Annotated in this window: 14 protein-coding genes; 11 read left to right on the top strand and 3 right to left on the bottom strand. The window is 69.8% G+C overall.

What is annotated here, in order from left to right; translation table 11 throughout:
- Window positions 1–18 precede the first annotated feature (18 nt).
- The 7 genes from rpsD (at window position 19) to IPJ61_RS00405 (ending at window position 6178) form a co-directional block, all read left to right on the top strand.
- Window positions 19–624, top strand: a complete 606-nt coding sequence (rpsD, locus tag IPJ61_RS00435) for a 30S ribosomal protein S4 (protein ID WP_297101934.1) — start codon at window positions 19–21, stop codon at window positions 622–624.
- 115 nt (window positions 625–739) lie between these two features.
- On the top strand, window positions 740–1750 hold the full coding sequence (locus IPJ61_RS00430; RefSeq protein WP_297101931.1) for a DNA-directed RNA polymerase subunit alpha: 1011 nt from the start codon (window positions 740–742) through the stop codon (window positions 1748–1750).
- A gap of 34 nt (window positions 1751–1784) precedes the next feature.
- The gene (rplQ, locus tag IPJ61_RS00425) at window positions 1785–2309 is read left to right on the top strand and encodes a 50S ribosomal protein L17 (RefSeq protein WP_297101929.1); all 525 of its coding nucleotides are present in this window, start codon (window positions 1785–1787) and stop codon (window positions 2307–2309) included.
- A gap of 105 nt (window positions 2310–2414) precedes the next feature.
- Window positions 2415–3371: an ABC transporter substrate-binding protein gene (locus IPJ61_RS00420; RefSeq protein WP_297101927.1), complete on the top strand. Its 957-nt coding sequence runs from the start codon at window positions 2415–2417 to the stop codon at window positions 3369–3371.
- An 81-nt stretch (window positions 3372–3452) separates the two neighbouring features.
- Window positions 3453–4478 (top strand): ABC transporter substrate-binding protein, encoded by a 1026-nt coding sequence (locus IPJ61_RS00415; protein WP_297101925.1) that lies wholly within the window; start codon window positions 3453–3455, stop codon window positions 4476–4478.
- 12 nt (window positions 4479–4490) lie between these two features.
- Window positions 4491–5387: an ABC transporter permease gene (locus tag IPJ61_RS00410; protein ID WP_297101923.1), complete on the top strand. Its 897-nt coding sequence runs from the start codon at window positions 4491–4493 to the stop codon at window positions 5385–5387.
- On the top strand, window positions 5387–6178 hold the full coding sequence (locus tag IPJ61_RS00405) for an ABC transporter ATP-binding protein (RefSeq protein ID WP_297101921.1): 792 nt from the start codon (window positions 5387–5389) through the stop codon (window positions 6176–6178). The genes IPJ61_RS00410 and IPJ61_RS00405 overlap by 1 nt, the downstream gene beginning before the upstream one ends.
- Here the strand turns inward: IPJ61_RS00405 and IPJ61_RS00400 are convergent, their stop codons facing one another.
- A complete protein-coding gene (locus IPJ61_RS00400) occupies window positions 6179–6619 on the bottom strand; it encodes a universal stress protein (RefSeq protein ID WP_297101920.1) in 441 nt (146 codons plus the stop codon).
- Window positions 6620–6795: 176 nt separating this feature from the next.
- Between IPJ61_RS00400 and IPJ61_RS00395 the strand changes: the two genes are divergently transcribed.
- Complete coding sequence (locus tag IPJ61_RS00395; protein WP_297101918.1) at window positions 6796–8538, top strand: glycoside hydrolase family 127 protein; 1743 nt, start codon at window positions 6796–6798, stop codon at window positions 8536–8538.
- Between the two features lie 19 nt (window positions 8539–8557).
- Here the strand turns inward: IPJ61_RS00395 and IPJ61_RS00390 are convergent, their stop codons facing one another.
- Together IPJ61_RS00390 and IPJ61_RS00385 are read right to left on the bottom strand one after the other, a co-directional pair.
- Complete coding sequence (locus tag IPJ61_RS00390; RefSeq protein ID WP_297101916.1) at window positions 8558–10318, bottom strand: ABC transporter ATP-binding protein; 1761 nt, start codon at window positions 10316–10318, stop codon at window positions 8558–8560.
- A gap of 38 nt (window positions 10319–10356) precedes the next feature.
- Window positions 10357–13002, bottom strand: a complete 2646-nt coding sequence (locus IPJ61_RS00385; protein WP_297101914.1) for a phosphoenolpyruvate carboxylase — start codon at window positions 13000–13002, stop codon at window positions 10357–10359.
- Window positions 13003–13077: 75 nt separating this feature from the next.
- Here IPJ61_RS00385 and IPJ61_RS00380 point away from each other — a divergent pair, with 75 nt between their 5' ends.
- The 3 genes from IPJ61_RS00380 to IPJ61_RS00370 are packed head-to-tail and all read left to right on the top strand — an operon-like array spanning window position 13078 to window position 16747.
- Window positions 13078–14226 carry a glycosyltransferase gene (locus IPJ61_RS00380; RefSeq protein ID WP_366505035.1) on the top strand — a complete coding sequence of 383 codons (1149 nt, stop codon included), beginning with the start codon at window positions 13078–13080 and terminating at the stop codon, window positions 14224–14226.
- Window positions 14223–14822: a hypothetical protein gene (locus IPJ61_RS00375; protein ID WP_297101912.1), complete on the top strand. Its 600-nt coding sequence runs from the start codon at window positions 14223–14225 to the stop codon at window positions 14820–14822. Before IPJ61_RS00380 ends, IPJ61_RS00375 begins: the two co-directional genes overlap by 4 nt.
- Window positions 14819–16747 carry an acyltransferase family protein gene (locus tag IPJ61_RS00370; protein ID WP_297101910.1) on the top strand — a complete coding sequence of 643 codons (1929 nt, stop codon included), beginning with the start codon at window positions 14819–14821 and terminating at the stop codon, window positions 16745–16747. The genes IPJ61_RS00375 and IPJ61_RS00370 overlap by 4 nt, the downstream gene beginning before the upstream one ends.
- Window positions 16748–17190: the final 443 nt, after the last annotated feature.

Below are 17190 nucleotides of genomic sequence, written 5' to 3'. Positions count from 1 at the left end.
GAGTAAAGGACTAACACCATGGCTCGTTATACCGGCCCAATGACCAAGAAGTCCCGTCGCCTCGGGACTGACCTCGTCGGCAACGACAAGGCCTTCGAGCGCCGCCCGTACCCCCCGGGTGTCCACGGCCGCGGCCGCACCAAGGACTCCGAGTACTCGCTGCAGCTCAAGGAGAAGCAGAAGGCGCGCTTCGCGTACGGCGTTCTGGAGAAGCAGTTCCGTCGCTACTACGAGGAGGCTGACCGTCACCCCGGCAAGACCGGCGACCGTCTGCTGCAGATCCTCGAATCGCGTCTCGACAACGTCGTGTACCGCGCTGGATTCGCCGCGACCCGCCGCCAGGCGCGTCAGCTCGTCGTGCACGGCCACTTCCTCGTCAACGGGGCTCGCGTCGACATCCCGTCGTACCGCGTCCGCGCACACGACATCATCGATGTCGCGGAGAAGTCGCTGAACCTGACCCCGTTCATCATCGCCCGTGAGACCCACGGCGAGCGCGCCGTGCCGGCGTGGCTCGAGGCGCGCCCCAACCGGATGCGCATCCTGGTCCACCAGCTCCCCGTCCGCGAGCAGATCGCGATCGACGTGGCTGAGCAGATGATCGTCGAGCTCTACTCGAAGTGATCTGACGCGTTCGCCGTCGGCCGGGCACCCGGTCGACGGCGTTCCCGGCCCGTTCTGGGCCACCCCTACCAAAGTTCGCGCCATCAGATAGCGGTTGGCGCGGGAAGGAAAGTCAATGCTCATCGCTCAGCGCCCGACCCTCTCCGAGGAAGTCGTCTCCGACTTCCGTTCGCGGTTCGTCATCGAGCCGCTGGAGCCCGGCTTCGGCTACACGCTCGGCAACTCGCTGCGTCGCACGCTGCTGTCGTCCATCCCGGGCGCGGCTGTGACCAGCATCAAGATCGAGGGCAACCAGCACGAGTTCTCCACCCTGGAGGGCGTCGTAGAGGACGTCACCGAGATCATCCTCAACCTCAAGGGCCTCGTGCTGTCCTCGGAGGAGGACGAGCCGGTGGTCATGTACCTGCGCAAGGCTGGCGCCGGTGCGGTCACCGCGGGCGACATCCAGCCCCCGGCGGGTGTGGAGATCCACAACCCGGACCTGCACATCGCCACGCTGAACGACCATGGCAAGCTCGAGATGGAGCTCGTCGTCGAGCGCGGACGCGGCTACGTCTCCGCGGCGCAGAACAAGGACCCGGAGGCCGAGATCGGTCGCATCCCCGTGGATTCGATCTACTCGCCGGTCTTGAAGGTGACCTACAAGGTCGAGGCGACCCGTGTCGCCCAGCGCACCGACTTCGATCGCCTGATCGTCGATGTCGAGACCAAGTCCTCGATCGCCCCGCGCGACGCCGTCGCCTCGGCCGGCCGCACGCTGGTCGAGCTGTTCGGCCTCGCCCGCGAACTGAACGTCGAGGCCGAGGGCATCGAGATCGGCCCGTCGCCCGTCGATGAGCAGATCACCGAGTCGCTGAACCTGCCGGTCGAGGACCTCGACCTCTCGGTCCGCTCCTACAACTGCCTCAAGCGCGAGGGCATCCACACCGTCGGTGAGCTCGTCGCCCGCAGCGAGGAGGACCTGCTCGACATCCGCAACTTCGGTTCGAAGTCGATCGACGAGGTGAAGGAGACTCTCGCGGGTCTCGGCCTCGCGCTGCGGGACTCGCACCCGGGCTTCGACCCGCTGCAGGCCATCGAGCGCTACGACGAGGACTCGGACTTCGCCGAGACCGAGCAGTACTGACCGCCCACACCTCTAACCAACTGGAGTTCTAGCAATGCCCAAGCCAACCAAGGGCGCCCGCCTGGGCGGCAGCGCCACGCACGAGCGCATGATGCTGCGCAACCTGACCGGTCAGCTCATCGAGCACGGTCGCATCACCACGACCGAGACCAAGGCCCGCCGCGTGCAGCCGCTCGCCGAGAAGGTCATCACGAAGGCCAAGCGCGGCGATCTTCATTCGCGTCGCCTCGTCTTCGCGACCCTCTTCGACAAGAAGAACTCGGCCCCCGAGGATCGTCTCGTGAAGAAGCTGTTCGACGAGGTCGCCCCGGCGCTCGCCGATCGTGAGGGTGGCTACACCCGCATCACGAAGATCGGTCCCCGCAAGGGTGACAACGCCCCGATGGCGGTCATCGAGATCATCACGGAGCCGGTGACCCCGAAGGCGAAGACCGCGAAGCCTGCCAAGGCGGAGAAGAAGGCCGAGCCGGTCGTCGAGACCGTTGAGGTTGAAGAGGCGCCCGTCGTCGAGGCTGCTGAGGTCGCCGAGGACGCTGCCGAGGCTGAAGCGGCCAAGTGACGCTCACTTCGCGTTGAGGATGAGGGGCCCCGTGCGGGGCCCCTCATTCACTTTCTGTCCGCGTCGCCCAGTAGGGTTGGGCACCGTACTCGAGAGGAGCCCCCGATGCTGCGCCGTTTCCTTGTAGGAGCCGCACTGTCCGCGCTGGTGCTGACCGGTTGCGGGCAGGAACAGAACTCGACCGTGGAGATCGGTGCCGTGACCATCGTCTCCCACCCGTCGTTGGACGCGATCTACGAGGGTTTCACGGAAGGGCTCAAGGAGGCCGGCTACGTCGAGGGCGAGAATCTCACGCTCGACTTCCAGAATCCTCAGGGCGACCAGCAGACCCTCGCGAACATCACCTCGAAGTTCGCCTCGAGCGACTACGACCTCTTCCTGACGATCGCGACACCACCGACGCAGTCGCTGGCCCAGGCCGTCACCGACCGGCCGATCGTTTTCGCGTCCGTGACCGAGCCCGTCGGAGCCGGCCTCGTCGACTCGATGGAGAAGCCTGGGCACAACGTCACCGGGACGTCGGATCAGATCCCGCCGGACCTGCAGCTGGACCGGCTGCAGCAGATCCTCCCCGGCATCAAGACCCTCGGCATCGTCTACACCTCCAAGGAGATCAATGCCGAGTTCCAGGCTGCTGCCATGTCGCGGGCCGCGAGTGCCCGTGACATCGAGGTGAAGACCGTGACCGTCACCGACTCGGCAGAGGTCGCCCAGGCCGCGGAGTCGCTCGACGTCGACGCCTACTGGGTGGGCAACGACAACACGGTCGTGAGTGCCATCGAGTCCCTCGTGCAGGCCGCGGAGCAGAAGGGCAGCCTGCTGTTCACCTCCGACGCCGACTCGGTCGCCCGCGGCGCCGCCGCGAGCCTTGCCACCGACTACAAGGCGCAGGGCTTCCAGACTGCGAAGATCGCCGTGAAGATCCTGGAGGGAGCCGACCCCGCGACGACGCCCGTGGAGATCCAGGAGTCGTTGGAGTTCACGGTCAACCCCGAGGCCGCCACGCGCATGGGCGTGGCGATCCCCGCTGACGTGATCGCGCAGGCGGACCACACCCTCTGACGCTGCGTGTCGCCGGGGACGGCGCGCGTCCCCAACTACTGTGTATCCACATTTACCTGAAGAAGAATCCGAGGAGAGTTCATGAAGCTCAAGGCCCTTATCGCGGGCGCGGCCGTCGCCGCGTTCGCCCTGACCGCGTGCGGGGGCGGCAACGCCCCAGTTGATCCCGGCACCACGCCCACGGAGACGTCGTCGGCCGGCACCGGTGGCGGGGAGGCCCCGGCGGCGGTCAAGATCGGCGCCATCACGTTCGTGACCCATCCGGCGCTCGACGCCGCCTACGCAGGCTTCGTCGAAGGCTTGAAGGAGGCCGGCTACGAGGAGGGTAAGAACCTCACCATCGACTCTCAGAACCCGCAGGCCGACCAGGGCACGCTCACCAGCATCGTCGGCACCTTCGCGTCCTCCGACTACGACGCCTTCTATGGCATCGCGACGCCGTCGGCCCAGGCGCTGGCGGCCGCCATCACCGACCGGCCGATCGTCTTCTCCGCCGTCACCGATCCGGTCGCCGCCGAACTCGTATCCTCGTGGGAGGCGCCGGACGCCAACGTCACCGGCGCCTCCGACCTCAACCCGATGAAGGAGCAGCTCGAGCTGATCCGTGAGGCGCTGCCGGAGGCGAAGACCGTCGGCATCGTCTACTCCTCGGGCGAGGTGAACTCGGAGGTCCAGGTGGCGGAGGCCGAGAAGTTCGCCACCGATCTCGGGTTCGAGATCAAGACCGCCACGATCACGAACACCAACGAGGTGCAGCAGGCGGCGGAGTCGCTGAACGTCGACGCCTTCCTGATTCCCACGGACAACGCTGTCGTCTCGGCCGCCGAGTCCGTGCTGCAGGTTGCCGAGGACAAGGGCACCCCGGTGTTCGCGTCGGACGAGAACACCATGGAGCGCGGCGCGGCGGCAGGCCTCTCGGTCAACTACACGCAGCAGGGTCGCGACGCTGCCGCGATCCTGGTGAAGATGCTGAACGGCACCCCGGCCAGCGAGATCCCGGTCGAGACCCAGAAGGAGTTCGACCTGTTCGTCAACGAGGCGGGCGCCACCGCGCAGGGGTTCACCCTGCCGGAGTCCATCGTCTCGCGCGCGACCAAGAAGTTCTGAGGCGGCGGCCCCGTGGTCATCGCTTTCGAGCTCGGCCTGCTCTTCGCCATCATGTCGCTGGGCGTGTACCTGACCTACCGGGTGCTCGACTTCCCCGACCTGACGGTGGACGGCTCCTACACGACGGGGGCGGCCGTGACGGCCATCCTGATCGTGAACGGCGTGCCGTTCCAGCTGGCGATCCCGCTGGCGATCGTCGCTGGCCTGCTCGCGGGCGTGATCACGGGGCTCCTGCACGTCTGGGGAGGGATCAACCCGCTGCTGGCAGGCATCCTCACCCAGATCGCCCTCTACTCCATCAACCTGCGCATCATGGGCAAGGCCAACCTGCCGCTGATGCGGTCGACGACCATCTTCTCGGGTTTGAAGGAAGCGGGGCTGGTGCGGACCTGGGTCTCGGTGGCGATCCTCGCGATCGTCATCGTGGTGATCGGCGCGCTGCTGTACTGGTTCCTCGGCACCGGCTACGGCGTCGCGCTGCGGGCCACCGGTGACAACGAGCTGATGGCCCGGTCCCAAGGCATCAACACGGGCGCGACGAAGATCGTCGGCCTCGCGCTGTCCAACGGCCTCGTCGCCCTGTGTGGCTCACTGATGGCGCAGTACACCGGCTTCGCGGACATCTCGATGGGAATCGGCTTGATCGTGGCAGGCCTTGCCTCGGTGATCGTCGGGCAGGCGATCTTCGGCATGACCGCGGTGTGGCAGGCCATCATGGCCGCCGCGCTGGGCTCGGTCATCTACCGCTCGATCATCCAGGCGGCGCTCAGCGCGGGGCTCGACCCCAACGACATGAAGCTCATCTCGGCGGTGCTCGTTGTACTGGCGCTCGTGCTGCCGAACTTCGGCCCGCTCAAGCAACTGCGGGTGCGGCGCCGCGCCGAGAAGGCCCTCGCGGGAGGTAACTGATGCTGCAGCTGGACGGGATCACGAAGCGGTTCTTTCCCGGGACCGTCAACGAACGCACCGCGCTCGATGCGCTGACGCTGAGCCTGAACGAGGGCGACTTCGTCACGGTCATCGGGTCGAACGGCGCGGGCAAGTCGACGATGCTGAACGTCATCGCCGGGCGCTACACGCCCGACGGCGGCCGCATCCTCATCGACGGCAAGGACGTCACTCGCACGCCGGAGCACGCCCGCGCCCGCTGGGTCGCCCGAGTGTTCCAGGACCCGATGGCAGGCACCTCTCCGCACCTGACCATCGAGGAGAACCTCGCCGTCGCGTTCTCCCGCGGCAAGCGCCGCGGCCTCGGGCTCGCGGTCACCAAAGCCAAGCGCGAGGAGTACCGGCAGGCGCTGAAGCAGCTCGACCTCGGGTTGGAGAACCGGCTCCAGATGCGCGTCGGCATGCTGTCCGGCGGCCAGCGCCAGGCGTTGAGCCTCCTCATGGCGGCGTACGAGAAGCCATCGATCCTTCTCCTCGACGAGCACACGGCGGCGCTCGACCCGTCGCGCGCGGAGCTGATCACGCGCCTCACGGGCGAGCTGGTCGGCGGGCATGGGCTGACCGCGCTGATGGTGACGCACAACATGCACCAGGCGATCGAGCTGGGCAACCGGTTGATCATGATGCACGAGGGCCGCGTGGTCCTCGAGGTCGACGAGGCCGCGAAGCGCACCATCACCGCGGAGGCGCTGCTCGCGGAGTTCTCCAAGATCAAGGGTGCGAGCCTCTCGGACCGCACCCTGCTCGACTGATCAGCCGCGCCGGCGCGGAACCACAACCACGGGCACGGGCGAGTGCCGGGTGATCTTCGAGGCGGTTCCGCCCAGGAAAACGCCCATGGCGCCTGCGGAGCGACTGGAGCCGACGACGAGCACGTCGCCGTCGCGCCAGGGCACCGCGGTCAGCGCCTCGTCCCACGTGGCGCCGCGCCCGAAGGCGGGCGTCTCCTGCAGCGGCGGGTCGGGGAGCGCCGCCAAGGTGTCGGCCAGGTCGCGCCCGACGTCCCCGAGTTCGGCGGCCCACGCGTCGAGGATCTCCTCCTCAGCCTCGGTTCCGAGGCTGCTCGTCACCGGCGGAGTGGGGTGGACGGCGAAGGACACCAGCCGGACCGCGGCGCCGATCTCCGCGGCGACGGACCCCGCCCGCGACACCACGCCGGACTCGTCGGCGTCGCCGATGACCCCGATGGTCACCCGGTCGATGCGCGACGGCGGCGCCGCGTATCCGTGCGGCGCGACGGCGACCGGGACCGGCGAGCTGTGCAGCAGGCGCTCGGTGACGCTGCCGAGCCCGATGCGGCCGAGGAGGCTGGGTCAACCGCGACGCAACCCTGCCGCACATCGCCGCAAAGCTCGAGTCGGAGGGGTGGTTGCCGAACTTCGACCTCGCGGCGTCCGGGGCGCCGGCGGCGCTGCGGCGGGGACGCGAGTTCTCTGACTCCGAGGTCTACAAGTACCTAGAGGCCGTCGCCTGGGAGATCGGGCGCGGCGGCGCGACCGACCTGGAGGACCAGTTCCGGCGTACCGTCGCCCGAGTGGCCGCGGCCCAGGGGGCCGACGGCTACCTGAACACCAACTTCGGACGCCCCGACCAGCGGCCGCGCTGGTCCGACCTCGAATGGGGCCACGAGCTGTACTGCGCCGGCCACCTCTTCCAGGCGGCCGTCGCGCGGGAGCGGACGCGGCCGGGCGCCGACGACGGGCTGCTCGGCGTCGCCTGCCGGTTCGCCGACCTCGTCTGCGACGTCTTCGCCGACGGCGGGATCGAGTCGGTCTGCGGCCACGCCGAGGTGGAGGTTGGGCTCGCGGAGCTCGCGAGGGTCACGGGATCGGAGCGGTATGCGGCCATGGCGCGGACCTTCGTCGAGCGACGGGGTGGCCAGAGCTTGCGCGACATCGAGTTCGGCCGGTCCTATTTCCAGGACGACGTCCCGGTCCGCGAGGCCGAGGTGCTGCGCGGCCATGCGGTGCGGGCCAACTACCTTGCCGCGGGGGCCGTCGACGTGGCGGTCGACGGCGACGATGCGGGCCTCCTCGACGCCCTGCGGAGGCAGTGGGTGCGGACCGTCGCCGCGCGCACGTACATCACGGGCGGACAGGGTGCGCACCACCAGGACGAGGCGTTCGGCGACGACTTCGAACTCCCGCCGGACCGCGCCTACTCGGAGACCTGCGCGGGCATCGGGTCGATCATGTTCGCCTGGCGTCTGCTCCTGGCCGACGGCGACGAGAAGTACGCCGACCTGATCGAGCGCACGCTGTTCAACGTCGTCGCGACCTCGCCCAGCGCGGACGGTCGTGCGTTCTACTACGCCGACACGTTGCACCAGCGCGTCGCGCGCCAGCCCGCCGACCCGGAGGCCACCTCGCCGCGGGCGTCGGCCTCGCTGCGGGCGCCCTGGTTCGACGTGTCGTGCTGCCCGCCCAACGTGGCCCGCACGCTGGCCAGCCTCGACGCGTACGTCGCCACCGCGGACACCGACGGCGTCCAGCTGCACCAGTACGCGCCCGCAGGGGTCCGCACGACGCTCCACGACGGGCGCGTGGTGCGCTTCGACGTCGAGACCGACTACCCAGCCTCTGGACGGGTCCGCATCCTCTTCCCCGAGGACTCCTCCGAGCCCTGGACGCTCGGCTTGCGGATTCCGGCGTGGGCCGACGGCGCCGAGCTGCGCGACCCCGACGGCGTGGTGACCCGCGTCGCGCCCGGAAGGGCGGAGGTCCGCCGAGCCTTCCGCGCGGGCGATGAGGTCGTGCTCGATCTCCCGGTCGCCCCGCGGGTGACGTTTCCCGATCCGCGCATCGACGCCGTTCGCGGCTGTGTCGCGATCGAGCGCGGACCCGAGGTGTTGGCGCTCGAGTCCGTCGACCTGCCGGGCGACGGCGACGTCGCCGACATCGCGGTTGCCGGTGAGCCCGTCGAGCACGGTGGCCGGGTGTGGATGAAGGCCCGGGAGCTCGATAGCCGCGCGGCCGCGTGGCCCTACGCCTCGACCGAGCCTGGCGCGGCACGCGACGTCGGCGAGGTCGCCCTCGTCCCGTATCACAGCTGGGCCAACCGCGGCCCGTCGACGATGCGCGTCTGGTTACCCGTTGCGGATCGGGCCCGATAGGCGAGGCCCGGGACCCAGGTCAGGCGGCCTGCTCGCGGAAGATTTCCGCGAAACGGCCGCCTGCGGCGAGCAGGTCCTCGTAGCGGCCCTGCTCGACCACCTGGCCCTCGTCGTACACGTAGATGCGGTCCATGCCGCGTAGCGTCCAGGCACGGTGCGACACGACGAGGGTGATCCTGTCCGCGGCGGTTCGGCGGAGTTCCGCGAAGATCTCCTGCTCGGCCTCGGCGTCGATCGCCGACGTGGGCTCGTCGAGCAGCCAGATGCCCGATCCGCGCAGGTGGATGCGGGCAAGCGCGAGGCGCTGCCACTGACCTCCCGAGAGTCCGGTGCCTCCCCACTGTGTGCCCAACTGGGTGTCGAGGCCGTCCGCGAACGAGCGGACCAGGTCCCCGGCACGGGCGGCGTCGAGCGCGGCCCAGATCCGCTCGTCGGACACCTCCGACTCAGGCGTGCCGAGCGCGACGGACTCGCGGACGGTGAGCTCGTAGCGACCGAACTCCTGGGTGAGGAGCCCGAAGTAGCCGAGGCGGGGGAGGCGGCCGAGGCGCTCGGCGTCCACCCCGTCGAGGAGGACACGTCCGCCGGTGAGGTCAACGATTCCCATCAGGGCGTTGACGGCGGCGGTCTTGCCCGCGCCGTTGACGCCGACCAGCGCAATGGTCTCGCCGCGTCGGGCGGTGAAGGTGAATCCGGCGAGCGCGGGAGCCTCCTTGCCGGAGTAGGTGACCCGAAGGCCCTCGCCGCGCAGCTCGTGGACGACGGGCACAACGACCGTCGGCTCGGAGGGCTCGATGGAGCCGAGGAACTCCCGGAACCTCGTCACCTTCGGCGCGTTGCTCATCAGCATCCCGTAGGAGTAGCCGGCTCCGCTCGTGGCCCCCACGCCCGCGATCACGCCGAGGGTGCCTGCGGCGATCCCGGCGCCGCCGCCCTCACCGAAGGCGATGGAAGCGAGCGCGCCTGCGATGACGCCCGCGGTGAGCAGGCCCGCGGCGAACTCGCCGCGCATCATCGTGCGCATCAGGATGTCGAACAGCCGGTTGGCCTGCACCTGGGCCTCGTCGGTGAGGCGGGCCATGCGCGTGCCGGAGCCGAGCGTCGCGAGCTCGGTGCCGGTGCGGGCGAACACGAGCTGCTCCTGGCAGTAACCCATCTTCCGCTCGAACTCGCCGATCTTCGGCCACTGCTCGTCCTGCTTGATGGCGACCCACGATGACGCCGCCATGGACGGGATGATTGCGAGCACGACGAGGATGCCCGCCACCGGGCTGAGCGACCACACCGAGACGCACAGGGCGGCAGCGCCGACGACCGCCGTCACCGCCGCCATCGTGTGCGTGCTGTTCTGCGCAAGGTGCCACAGTGCGCCGCGACAGGCCTGCACCTCCGAGTTCGTCTCCTCGGTCGCCAGCCGCTGCGGGGGGATCTCGGTGAGCGCGCCGAGGAGCTGCCGCTGGTACTCGCGGGCGAGCCGCACCGACTGCCGCTGCGACAAGACGCTGGAGAGCGAGCCGGTGACGAGCGAAAGCCCCATGAAGCCGGCGAGCAGGAGCAGCGGTAGCCAGATGTCGCCGCGCTCGCCCCTGTCGACGGTGTTCACTAGCGATGCCACGAGCTGCACCTGGGCCGCGGGGGTGAGGGCCATCAACAGCTGGAGGCTGACCAACGCGGCGAGCCACCCCGGCGTCCACGCGGCTGCCTGCCTGACGCTGAAGGCCGCGGACGTCAGCGCCTCACGGACGACCGAGATCTTTGACCTGCTGGCTGCGTCGTTCACCGGCGAATTATGTCACAGGCCAACTCTCCCCGGGTCGGCTACCCCGTGTTCTGCAGGCCGGCAGACACGCCGGAGACGGACAGCAGCAGCAGGTGCTCCCAGTCGGAGCCCGCGCCGTCGGGGGAGTCGGAGCGCAGCACGCGGAGCGCCCGGAGCTGCAGCATGGAGAGCACGTCCACGTACGGGCTGCGCAGGTGGACGGCGGTGTGGAGCTCCGGCCGGTTGTCCAGGAGCTCCACACCGCCGACGATGCGGATCAGCCAGGAGCGCGTCAGCTCCATCTCCTCGAGCACGAGCTCGGTGAGGTCGGGGCGGTCTCCCAGGTCGAGGTAGCGCCGAGCGATGCGAGGGTCCGCCTTCGCAAGGCTCATGCCGACGTTGTCGATGACGGTGCGGAACAGCGGCCACTCCTCGTAGGCGGTGCGCAGCAGGTCGATGTCGCCGATGGTCTCCAGCGCGCTGCCGAGGCCGAACCAGCCGGCGAGGTTGATCCGCGCCTGCGACCAGGCGAACACCCAAGGGATCGCGCGCAGGTCCTCCAGCGACTCGACGGAGAGGCCGCGGCGCGCGGGGCGAGAGCCCAACTGCAGCCGGCCGATCTCCTCCATCGGCGTCACGGTGGCGAACCAGGGCGCGAAGCCCTCGGCCTTCACCAGGGAGTCGAACCGGGACCTCGACGCCGTCGTGAGCCGCGCGGCGACGTCGGCGTACTTCTCCGCGGCCTCGACGTTGCGGCGCTCGATCGACGGCGCGGCCGCGAGCAGCGTCGCCGCAGCGACCTGGTCGATGTGACGCATCGCGATCGTCGGGTCGCCGTAGCGGGCGAAGACCACCTCGCCCTGCTCGGTCAGCTTGAACCGGCCGTCCACCGAGTGCGGCGGCTGCGCGAGGATCGCCGTGTTCGTCGGGCCGCCGCCGCGGCCGAGCGCGCCGCCGCGGCCGTGGAACAGTGTCAGCTCGTAGCCGTTCGCCCGCGCCCAGTCGGTGATCTGGACCTGCGCGTCGTACAGGGCAAGGTTCGCGGCAAGCGGGCCGACGTCCTTCGAGGAGTCCGAGTAGCCCAGCATGACCTCGATCTTTCCGCCGGTCTCCTTCAACCGGGCGGCGAACTCGGGGTGCCGCACAGCCTCGGCGAGGATGCCTGTCGCGGCGCGCAGGTCGGCGAAGGTCTCGAAGAGCGGGATGACGTCCAGCACGACATCGGCCTGGGAGTACTTCGCCAGCTTGTAGACCGCGGCCAGGTCGTCGGCCGACTGGGTGAAAGACACGATGTATCGTCCGGCCGCACGCTGCCCGTACTTGCGCTGCGTCTGTGCGATCGCGTGGAACACGTCCAGTACTTCGGCCGTCTTCTGCGACTTCGGCCCGCGCACCGTCTCGCACTCGGCCAGTGCCTTCGCGTGCACCGCGGAGTGTTGGCGGACCTCGAGGTCGGCCAGGTGGAAGCCGAAGGTCTCCACCTGCCAGATCAGGGTCTGCAGCGTGCCGAAGGCCTGGCGGAGCGCGCCCGCGGCGCTCAGCGAGTCCTGGACGACGCGGAGGTGCTTGATCAGCTCGCCGGGGTTCGCGTAGGCGAGGTCGGCGTTGCGAGTCCGCGTGGCCGCGATCCGGCGGGCGATCAGCACCAGCGTCTGCTTGTGTGGCTCGTTCGGCGCGCTGAGCGTCGACGCCGCGGCGGTCGCCTCGTCGGCCAGCGAGAGGCTGCGGCGCAGCGCGGTGAGGGCGGAGGACGGAGGGGTGGCGGTGGAGTCGAGCGTGATGCTGCGCGCGAGCGTCGTCGCGGTGTGCTCCAGGCCGAGCAGGACGTGCTCCGAGGCGATGGCCGCGGCCTTGATGGTGACCGACGGCGTGACGAAAGGGTTCCCGTCCCGGTCGCCGCCGACCCAGGTGCCCAGCCGCACGAACGGCTTTACGAGCGGCGGGCGGCGCCCCGCGTCGTCGGGCTGCAGCGCGTCGTCGACGTAGCGGTACATCCGCGGCAGGGCGGTGTAGAGGGTCGCGTCGAAGATCGCCATCAGCGAGCGGACCTCGTCCTCCGGCGCAGGCTGGGTGGCGCGCAGCGGAGCCGTGCGCCACAGCGTGTCGATCTCCTCGAGCAGCCGACGATGAAGCCGGCGTCCGGCTGCGGGGTCGGCGGCGACGACGGCGCGCTCCTCCAGCAACGCCGCGAGCCGGCGGATGCTGGAGGCGACGGCGCGGCGCCGGGCCTCGGTCGGATGCGCGGTGAAGACGGGGTGGAAGCGCAGGTTCTCGAGCCGGCGCTGGGCGGCATCCTCGCCGATCTCCGTGGCCAGTTGCGCGAACGCCCGCGGAATGGTGTCGCCCGAGCCGTCGATCTCCGCGCCTCCCTCGCGCACGAACCGGACCCGCTGGTACTCCTCCGCGAGGTTGACCAAGTGGAAGTAGACGGTGAAGGCGCGCGCCACCTCGTCGGCGCGCTCGACGGTGAACGACTCCGCGATCTCGATCGCGCGCGCGAATGCCTCCGGGGAGTCATCGTGGTGGGCTGCGATCGTCGCCTGACGTAGCGCCTCGACGTCCTCGAAGAGGCCCTGCGAGCCGCTCTCGCTCAGCACCTGCCCTAGCAGGGTGGTGAGCAGGCGCACGTCCGCCCGGAGCTCATCCGACAGCGAATTCGCCTCGCTGGTGGTTGCGTCGGTGGGTGTCGGGTCGATCTCGGACATGCGGAACACACTAGTCGTGCCCGCCGCCCGCGGTGTTTCCCGAACGTTTCGGGGCCGTATCGTGGGTCTGATTAGATGGGGCGCATGCGGATCGCCCAGCTGGCCAACTTCGTCGGCCCCACATCGGGCGGCATGAAGGTCGTGATCGACCAGCTGGGCCAGGGCTATGTCGACGCCGGGCACACGCGCATCTTCGTGTTCCCCGGTGCGCGCGACGAGGTCGTCGAGTCCGAGGCCGGGATTCTCGTGTCGGTGCGCGCTCCGAAGGTCACAGAGCAGTACCGCATGATCTTCCAGCCGTGGCGGGCGCTGGACGTGCTCGACCGTTTCCGGCCCACCAGTGTCGAGGTCTCCGACAAGTGGACGCTGTCCCCAGTGGGCCGCTGGGCCGCGAAGCGCAGCGTCGGCTCCATCATGTTCAGCCACGAGCGCCTCTCGGACATGCTGGCCATGTGGGCGCGGCGGTCGTTCGGGGTGGAGGCCGCCGTCGGCGCGCTGAACCGCAGGCTCGCCAAGGAGTTCGACGCCGTGGTCGTCACCAGCCGATTCGCCGCCGACGAGTTCGCCCAGACGGGCGCCCGGCTCGAGCTCGCGCCTTTGGGGGTGGACCTGGAGACGTTCCACCCCTCGGCAGGGAGCCCCGCCGACGACGGCGTGCTGAAGTTCTGCTACGTCGGCCGGCTGTCGCACGAGAAGAGCCCGCAACTGGCCGTCGCCACCGTCGCCGAGCTGCACCGGCGCGGGCACCGCGTCCGACTTGACCTGTACGGCACAGGCCCCGACCAGGCCGAGCTCCAGGCCGCGGCAGGCGACGCCCCGGTGTCCTTCCACGGCTTCGTCGCGGGCAGGCGCGAGGTCGCGCGGCGGATCGCTGCCGCCGACGTCTCCCTCTCCGTCTGCCCGGCCGAGACCTTCGGCCTCGCGGTGCTGGAGGCGCTGGCGTGCGGTACCCCGGTGGTGACCTCGAACCGCGGGGGCGCGCATGAACTCGTCGACGCGACGTCGGGCGCCGCTGGCCGCCCCGACCCCATCTCGCTGGCCGACGCCGTCGAGTCCCTGCTGCCGCGGCTCGGCCCTGAGCTGCGCGTGGCGGCGCGAATGCGGGCGGAGCAGTATCCGTGGCGGCGCACGATCGACCAACTGCTTGCGCTGCACCATCAGCTTTCCGAAGAGATCCCGTACCGATCGCTGCGGGGGTTCGCCCGCAGGAGGGGAGAGTCATGAAGCTGCGTGTGGTCGTCCCCCTCGTCCTGGGTGCGGCGTTGGTTCCGGTCTGGGTGATGGCGCCCCCGCCGACCCTCACCGACGGGCCGGACACCGTCGAAGGTCTGATCGCGGAGTGCAGGGCGACGGGGCTTGCCGGGGCGGCGCTGGTCGACGAGGCGATCGTGGCGGTGGCCCGGGCGTACCCGACGCACTCGCTGTGGCACCTGGGGGAGCCGCCGCGGCTTTCCCTGGCGGCTCACCGCGGTTGGTCGCATCAGTACAACACCGTCCTGCTGCTCGTGTTGCGCGGCTTGGGCTTCGAGGTGCGCCTCGTGCACGCCGCGCGCGTGCGCGGCTTCGGCTATCCGTGGTGGCTCGCTGGGCACACCTGGGCAAAGGTGATCGTCGACGGGCGCGAGCTGGACGCCTGTGCCTCGCGCGAGGACAGCAGGCTCGGCGAGCCGCCGTTCGTCCCGTTGACCACGGAGTTGCCGCTGCGGAGGGTGACGCGGTGGGCGGTAGGCGCCGCGCTGATTCCCTTCGTTGTCGCCGAGGTGTGGCGCGCCTGGGTGGGCGGCCGCCCCGTGGCCCCTTGGGTCTACGGTGACCGTTGACCTACATCCCGAGTCTCGACGGGCTGCGCACGGTCGCCGTCGGGTTGGTCATCGCGTTCCATCTCAGTGTGCCGAGGATGGGGTTGGGGTTTGCGGGCGTCGACGTCTTCTTCGTCCTTTCCGGGTACCTGATCACCGCCGGGTTGTTGCGCGACGTGGAGCGCGACGGGCGGCCGCGGTTCGCGAGCTTCTGGCAGCGACGGTTCAAGCGGCTGCTCCCGGCTGCCGCCCTCGCGCTGCTGGTCGTCCTGGCCTACGCGACGTTCATGCTCCCGCTGCACCGGCGCGCGGCTGCGTCGTGGGACGTGTTCTGGACCGCGCTGTACGTCGGTAACTGGCACTTCCTGGAGTCGACGAGCTACTTCGCCTCGGACGGTACGCCGTCGCTCCTGCTGCACATGTGGTCGCTCGCGGTCGAGGAGCAGTTCTACTTCGTCTGGCCGCTGCTGATCGGCGCGACAGCGATGCTGGCGCGGGGTCGCCTCCCGCTGGTCAAAATCAATGAACCCGACCGCACGGTGGCGTGGTTAGGCGTGCTCGCCGGGGCGCTGATCGCTGCGTCGGCGGTGGCGTTGGCCGCGCTCTACGACCCGGCTGCGCCGGACCGCGCGTACATGGGTACCGACGCCAAGGCGTTCGAGCCGCTGTTGGGCGCGCTGCTGGCGATCGTGCTCAGCCGAGGGAGGGCGAGGGAGTGGTGCGCGCGGCACGCGCGGATGCTGACGGCGGTCGGGGTCGTGGGCGCCGTGGCCGTGCTGCCGTTCCTCGCGGGTCCGAGCCCCTTCTACTTCCAGGGCGGAGCACTGGGGTTGAGCCTCGCGGTCGCCGTGCTGATCGCGGGACTACTCGCGGGACCGGGCACGGCCGTCGCGCGAGTCCTGGGCTGGGCCCCGGTGGCCTATCTCGGGAAGATCTCCTACGGCCTGTACATCTGGCACTGGCCGTGGAGCGTGTGGCTGGGGGTCGCGCACCGCGAGGAGTTCCGGCCAGGCGCGGCGGCGGTGGCGCTCGCGGCGACCGTCGCCTGCGCGGTGGTCTCCTACCACCTCGTCGAGCAGCCGATCCGGCGAGGCAGGCTCTCGCCGTGGCTGACGCCGCGTCGTGTTCTGGGCGGGGCCGTTGCCATCACCCTCGTGGTCGTCGGTTGGTCGACGGCGCTGCGTCTCGCCCCGCTCACCGACGGCCGGCCTGCGATCCTCATCATCGGCGACTCCGTGCCCTACCGCCTGATGGACTCGTTCGACGCCGCCGCGCGGGGCGACGGGTTTGTCGTCGATGGTGCGGCCCGGGGCGGCTGCCCGCCGATGCCGATCGAGCTGCAGGAGTACCTCAAGCCGGACCACGAGGGCAAGGGCGACTGCCGCGTCATGGAGGACATTCAGGACGAGCGGCTGCGGGTCGTTCGGCCGGAGATCGTGTTCTGGTGGTCGAGGTACGAGATCCACCAGCGCTGGGTCGACGGCCGCGTCGTCGGCCCGGAGGAGGATGCGTTCTGGGTGGCCCAGGAGCGCGACCTTCGGGCCACGATCGACCGTCTGACCGCCACGGGCGCGAGGTTGGTGATCGCGCAGACCGAGCGCCCGGGCCTGGGGATGTCGACGCGCTGCGACAAGGATTCGTGCCACCCGCTGTACGACCTGATGATGAATCACGATGAGTACCGCCGACGGTGGAACGACCTCGTCGAGCGGCTCGCCGAGGAAGACGGCCGCGTGCGCACCTTCCGGATGGACCCGCTGCTGTGCGCCGACCCGGAGCCGGCGGAACCGCAGTCGCCGTCGTCGTGCGACGACCTCGTCGCGGACGCGGGCGAGGACACGGCCGAGGGTGTGCTTCTGCGCCCGGACGGCAGCCACGTCGACGCCGACCGCTTCGGCGAGGACGTCGCCCGCCGCATCCTCCGCGAGGTGCTTCGCGTCGGTTGAGGCTCCCGCTCGTTGAACCGGTCCGTGGCGGGGAGCGTCCGGATCGTTGTCGAAACCAAATCACCCACGGCTTCTCTGCGAACCTGAGCTGGGTCTGTGCGAGCGGTACGCCAACCGCGGATCGTCGGCTCCGGGGACCCCGCTGTGGTGGGATCAGTGCGGCTGCGTGCGTCGGTTCTGTCCCGCCCCTGAGGTCAACGCGGCTGCGTGCGTCGGTATAGCGACGGAAGCAGCCGCACTCTTTCGGTCGGCTCCCTGGCTAACCGGCTGGGGCGCCTGGAAGTGACGGCTCCGACCTGGGAGGCCGTTCTGGCTGACGGGTACAACCTCGGTGAGCATCGACAAGGCGATCCTGCGTCACCTGTGCGCCAGACTGACAAGAACTCGGCCCAACTAGCGCGCGTGCGAGTTGGGCCGAGTTCTTGGTAAACCGTGCAAGGTGT

Source organism: Tessaracoccus sp., from assembly GCF_016714275.1.
Taxonomy (GTDB): domain Bacteria; phylum Actinomycetota; class Actinomycetes; order Propionibacteriales; family Propionibacteriaceae; genus Arachnia.
This window is presented reverse-complemented; position numbering and strand designations above follow the sequence as displayed.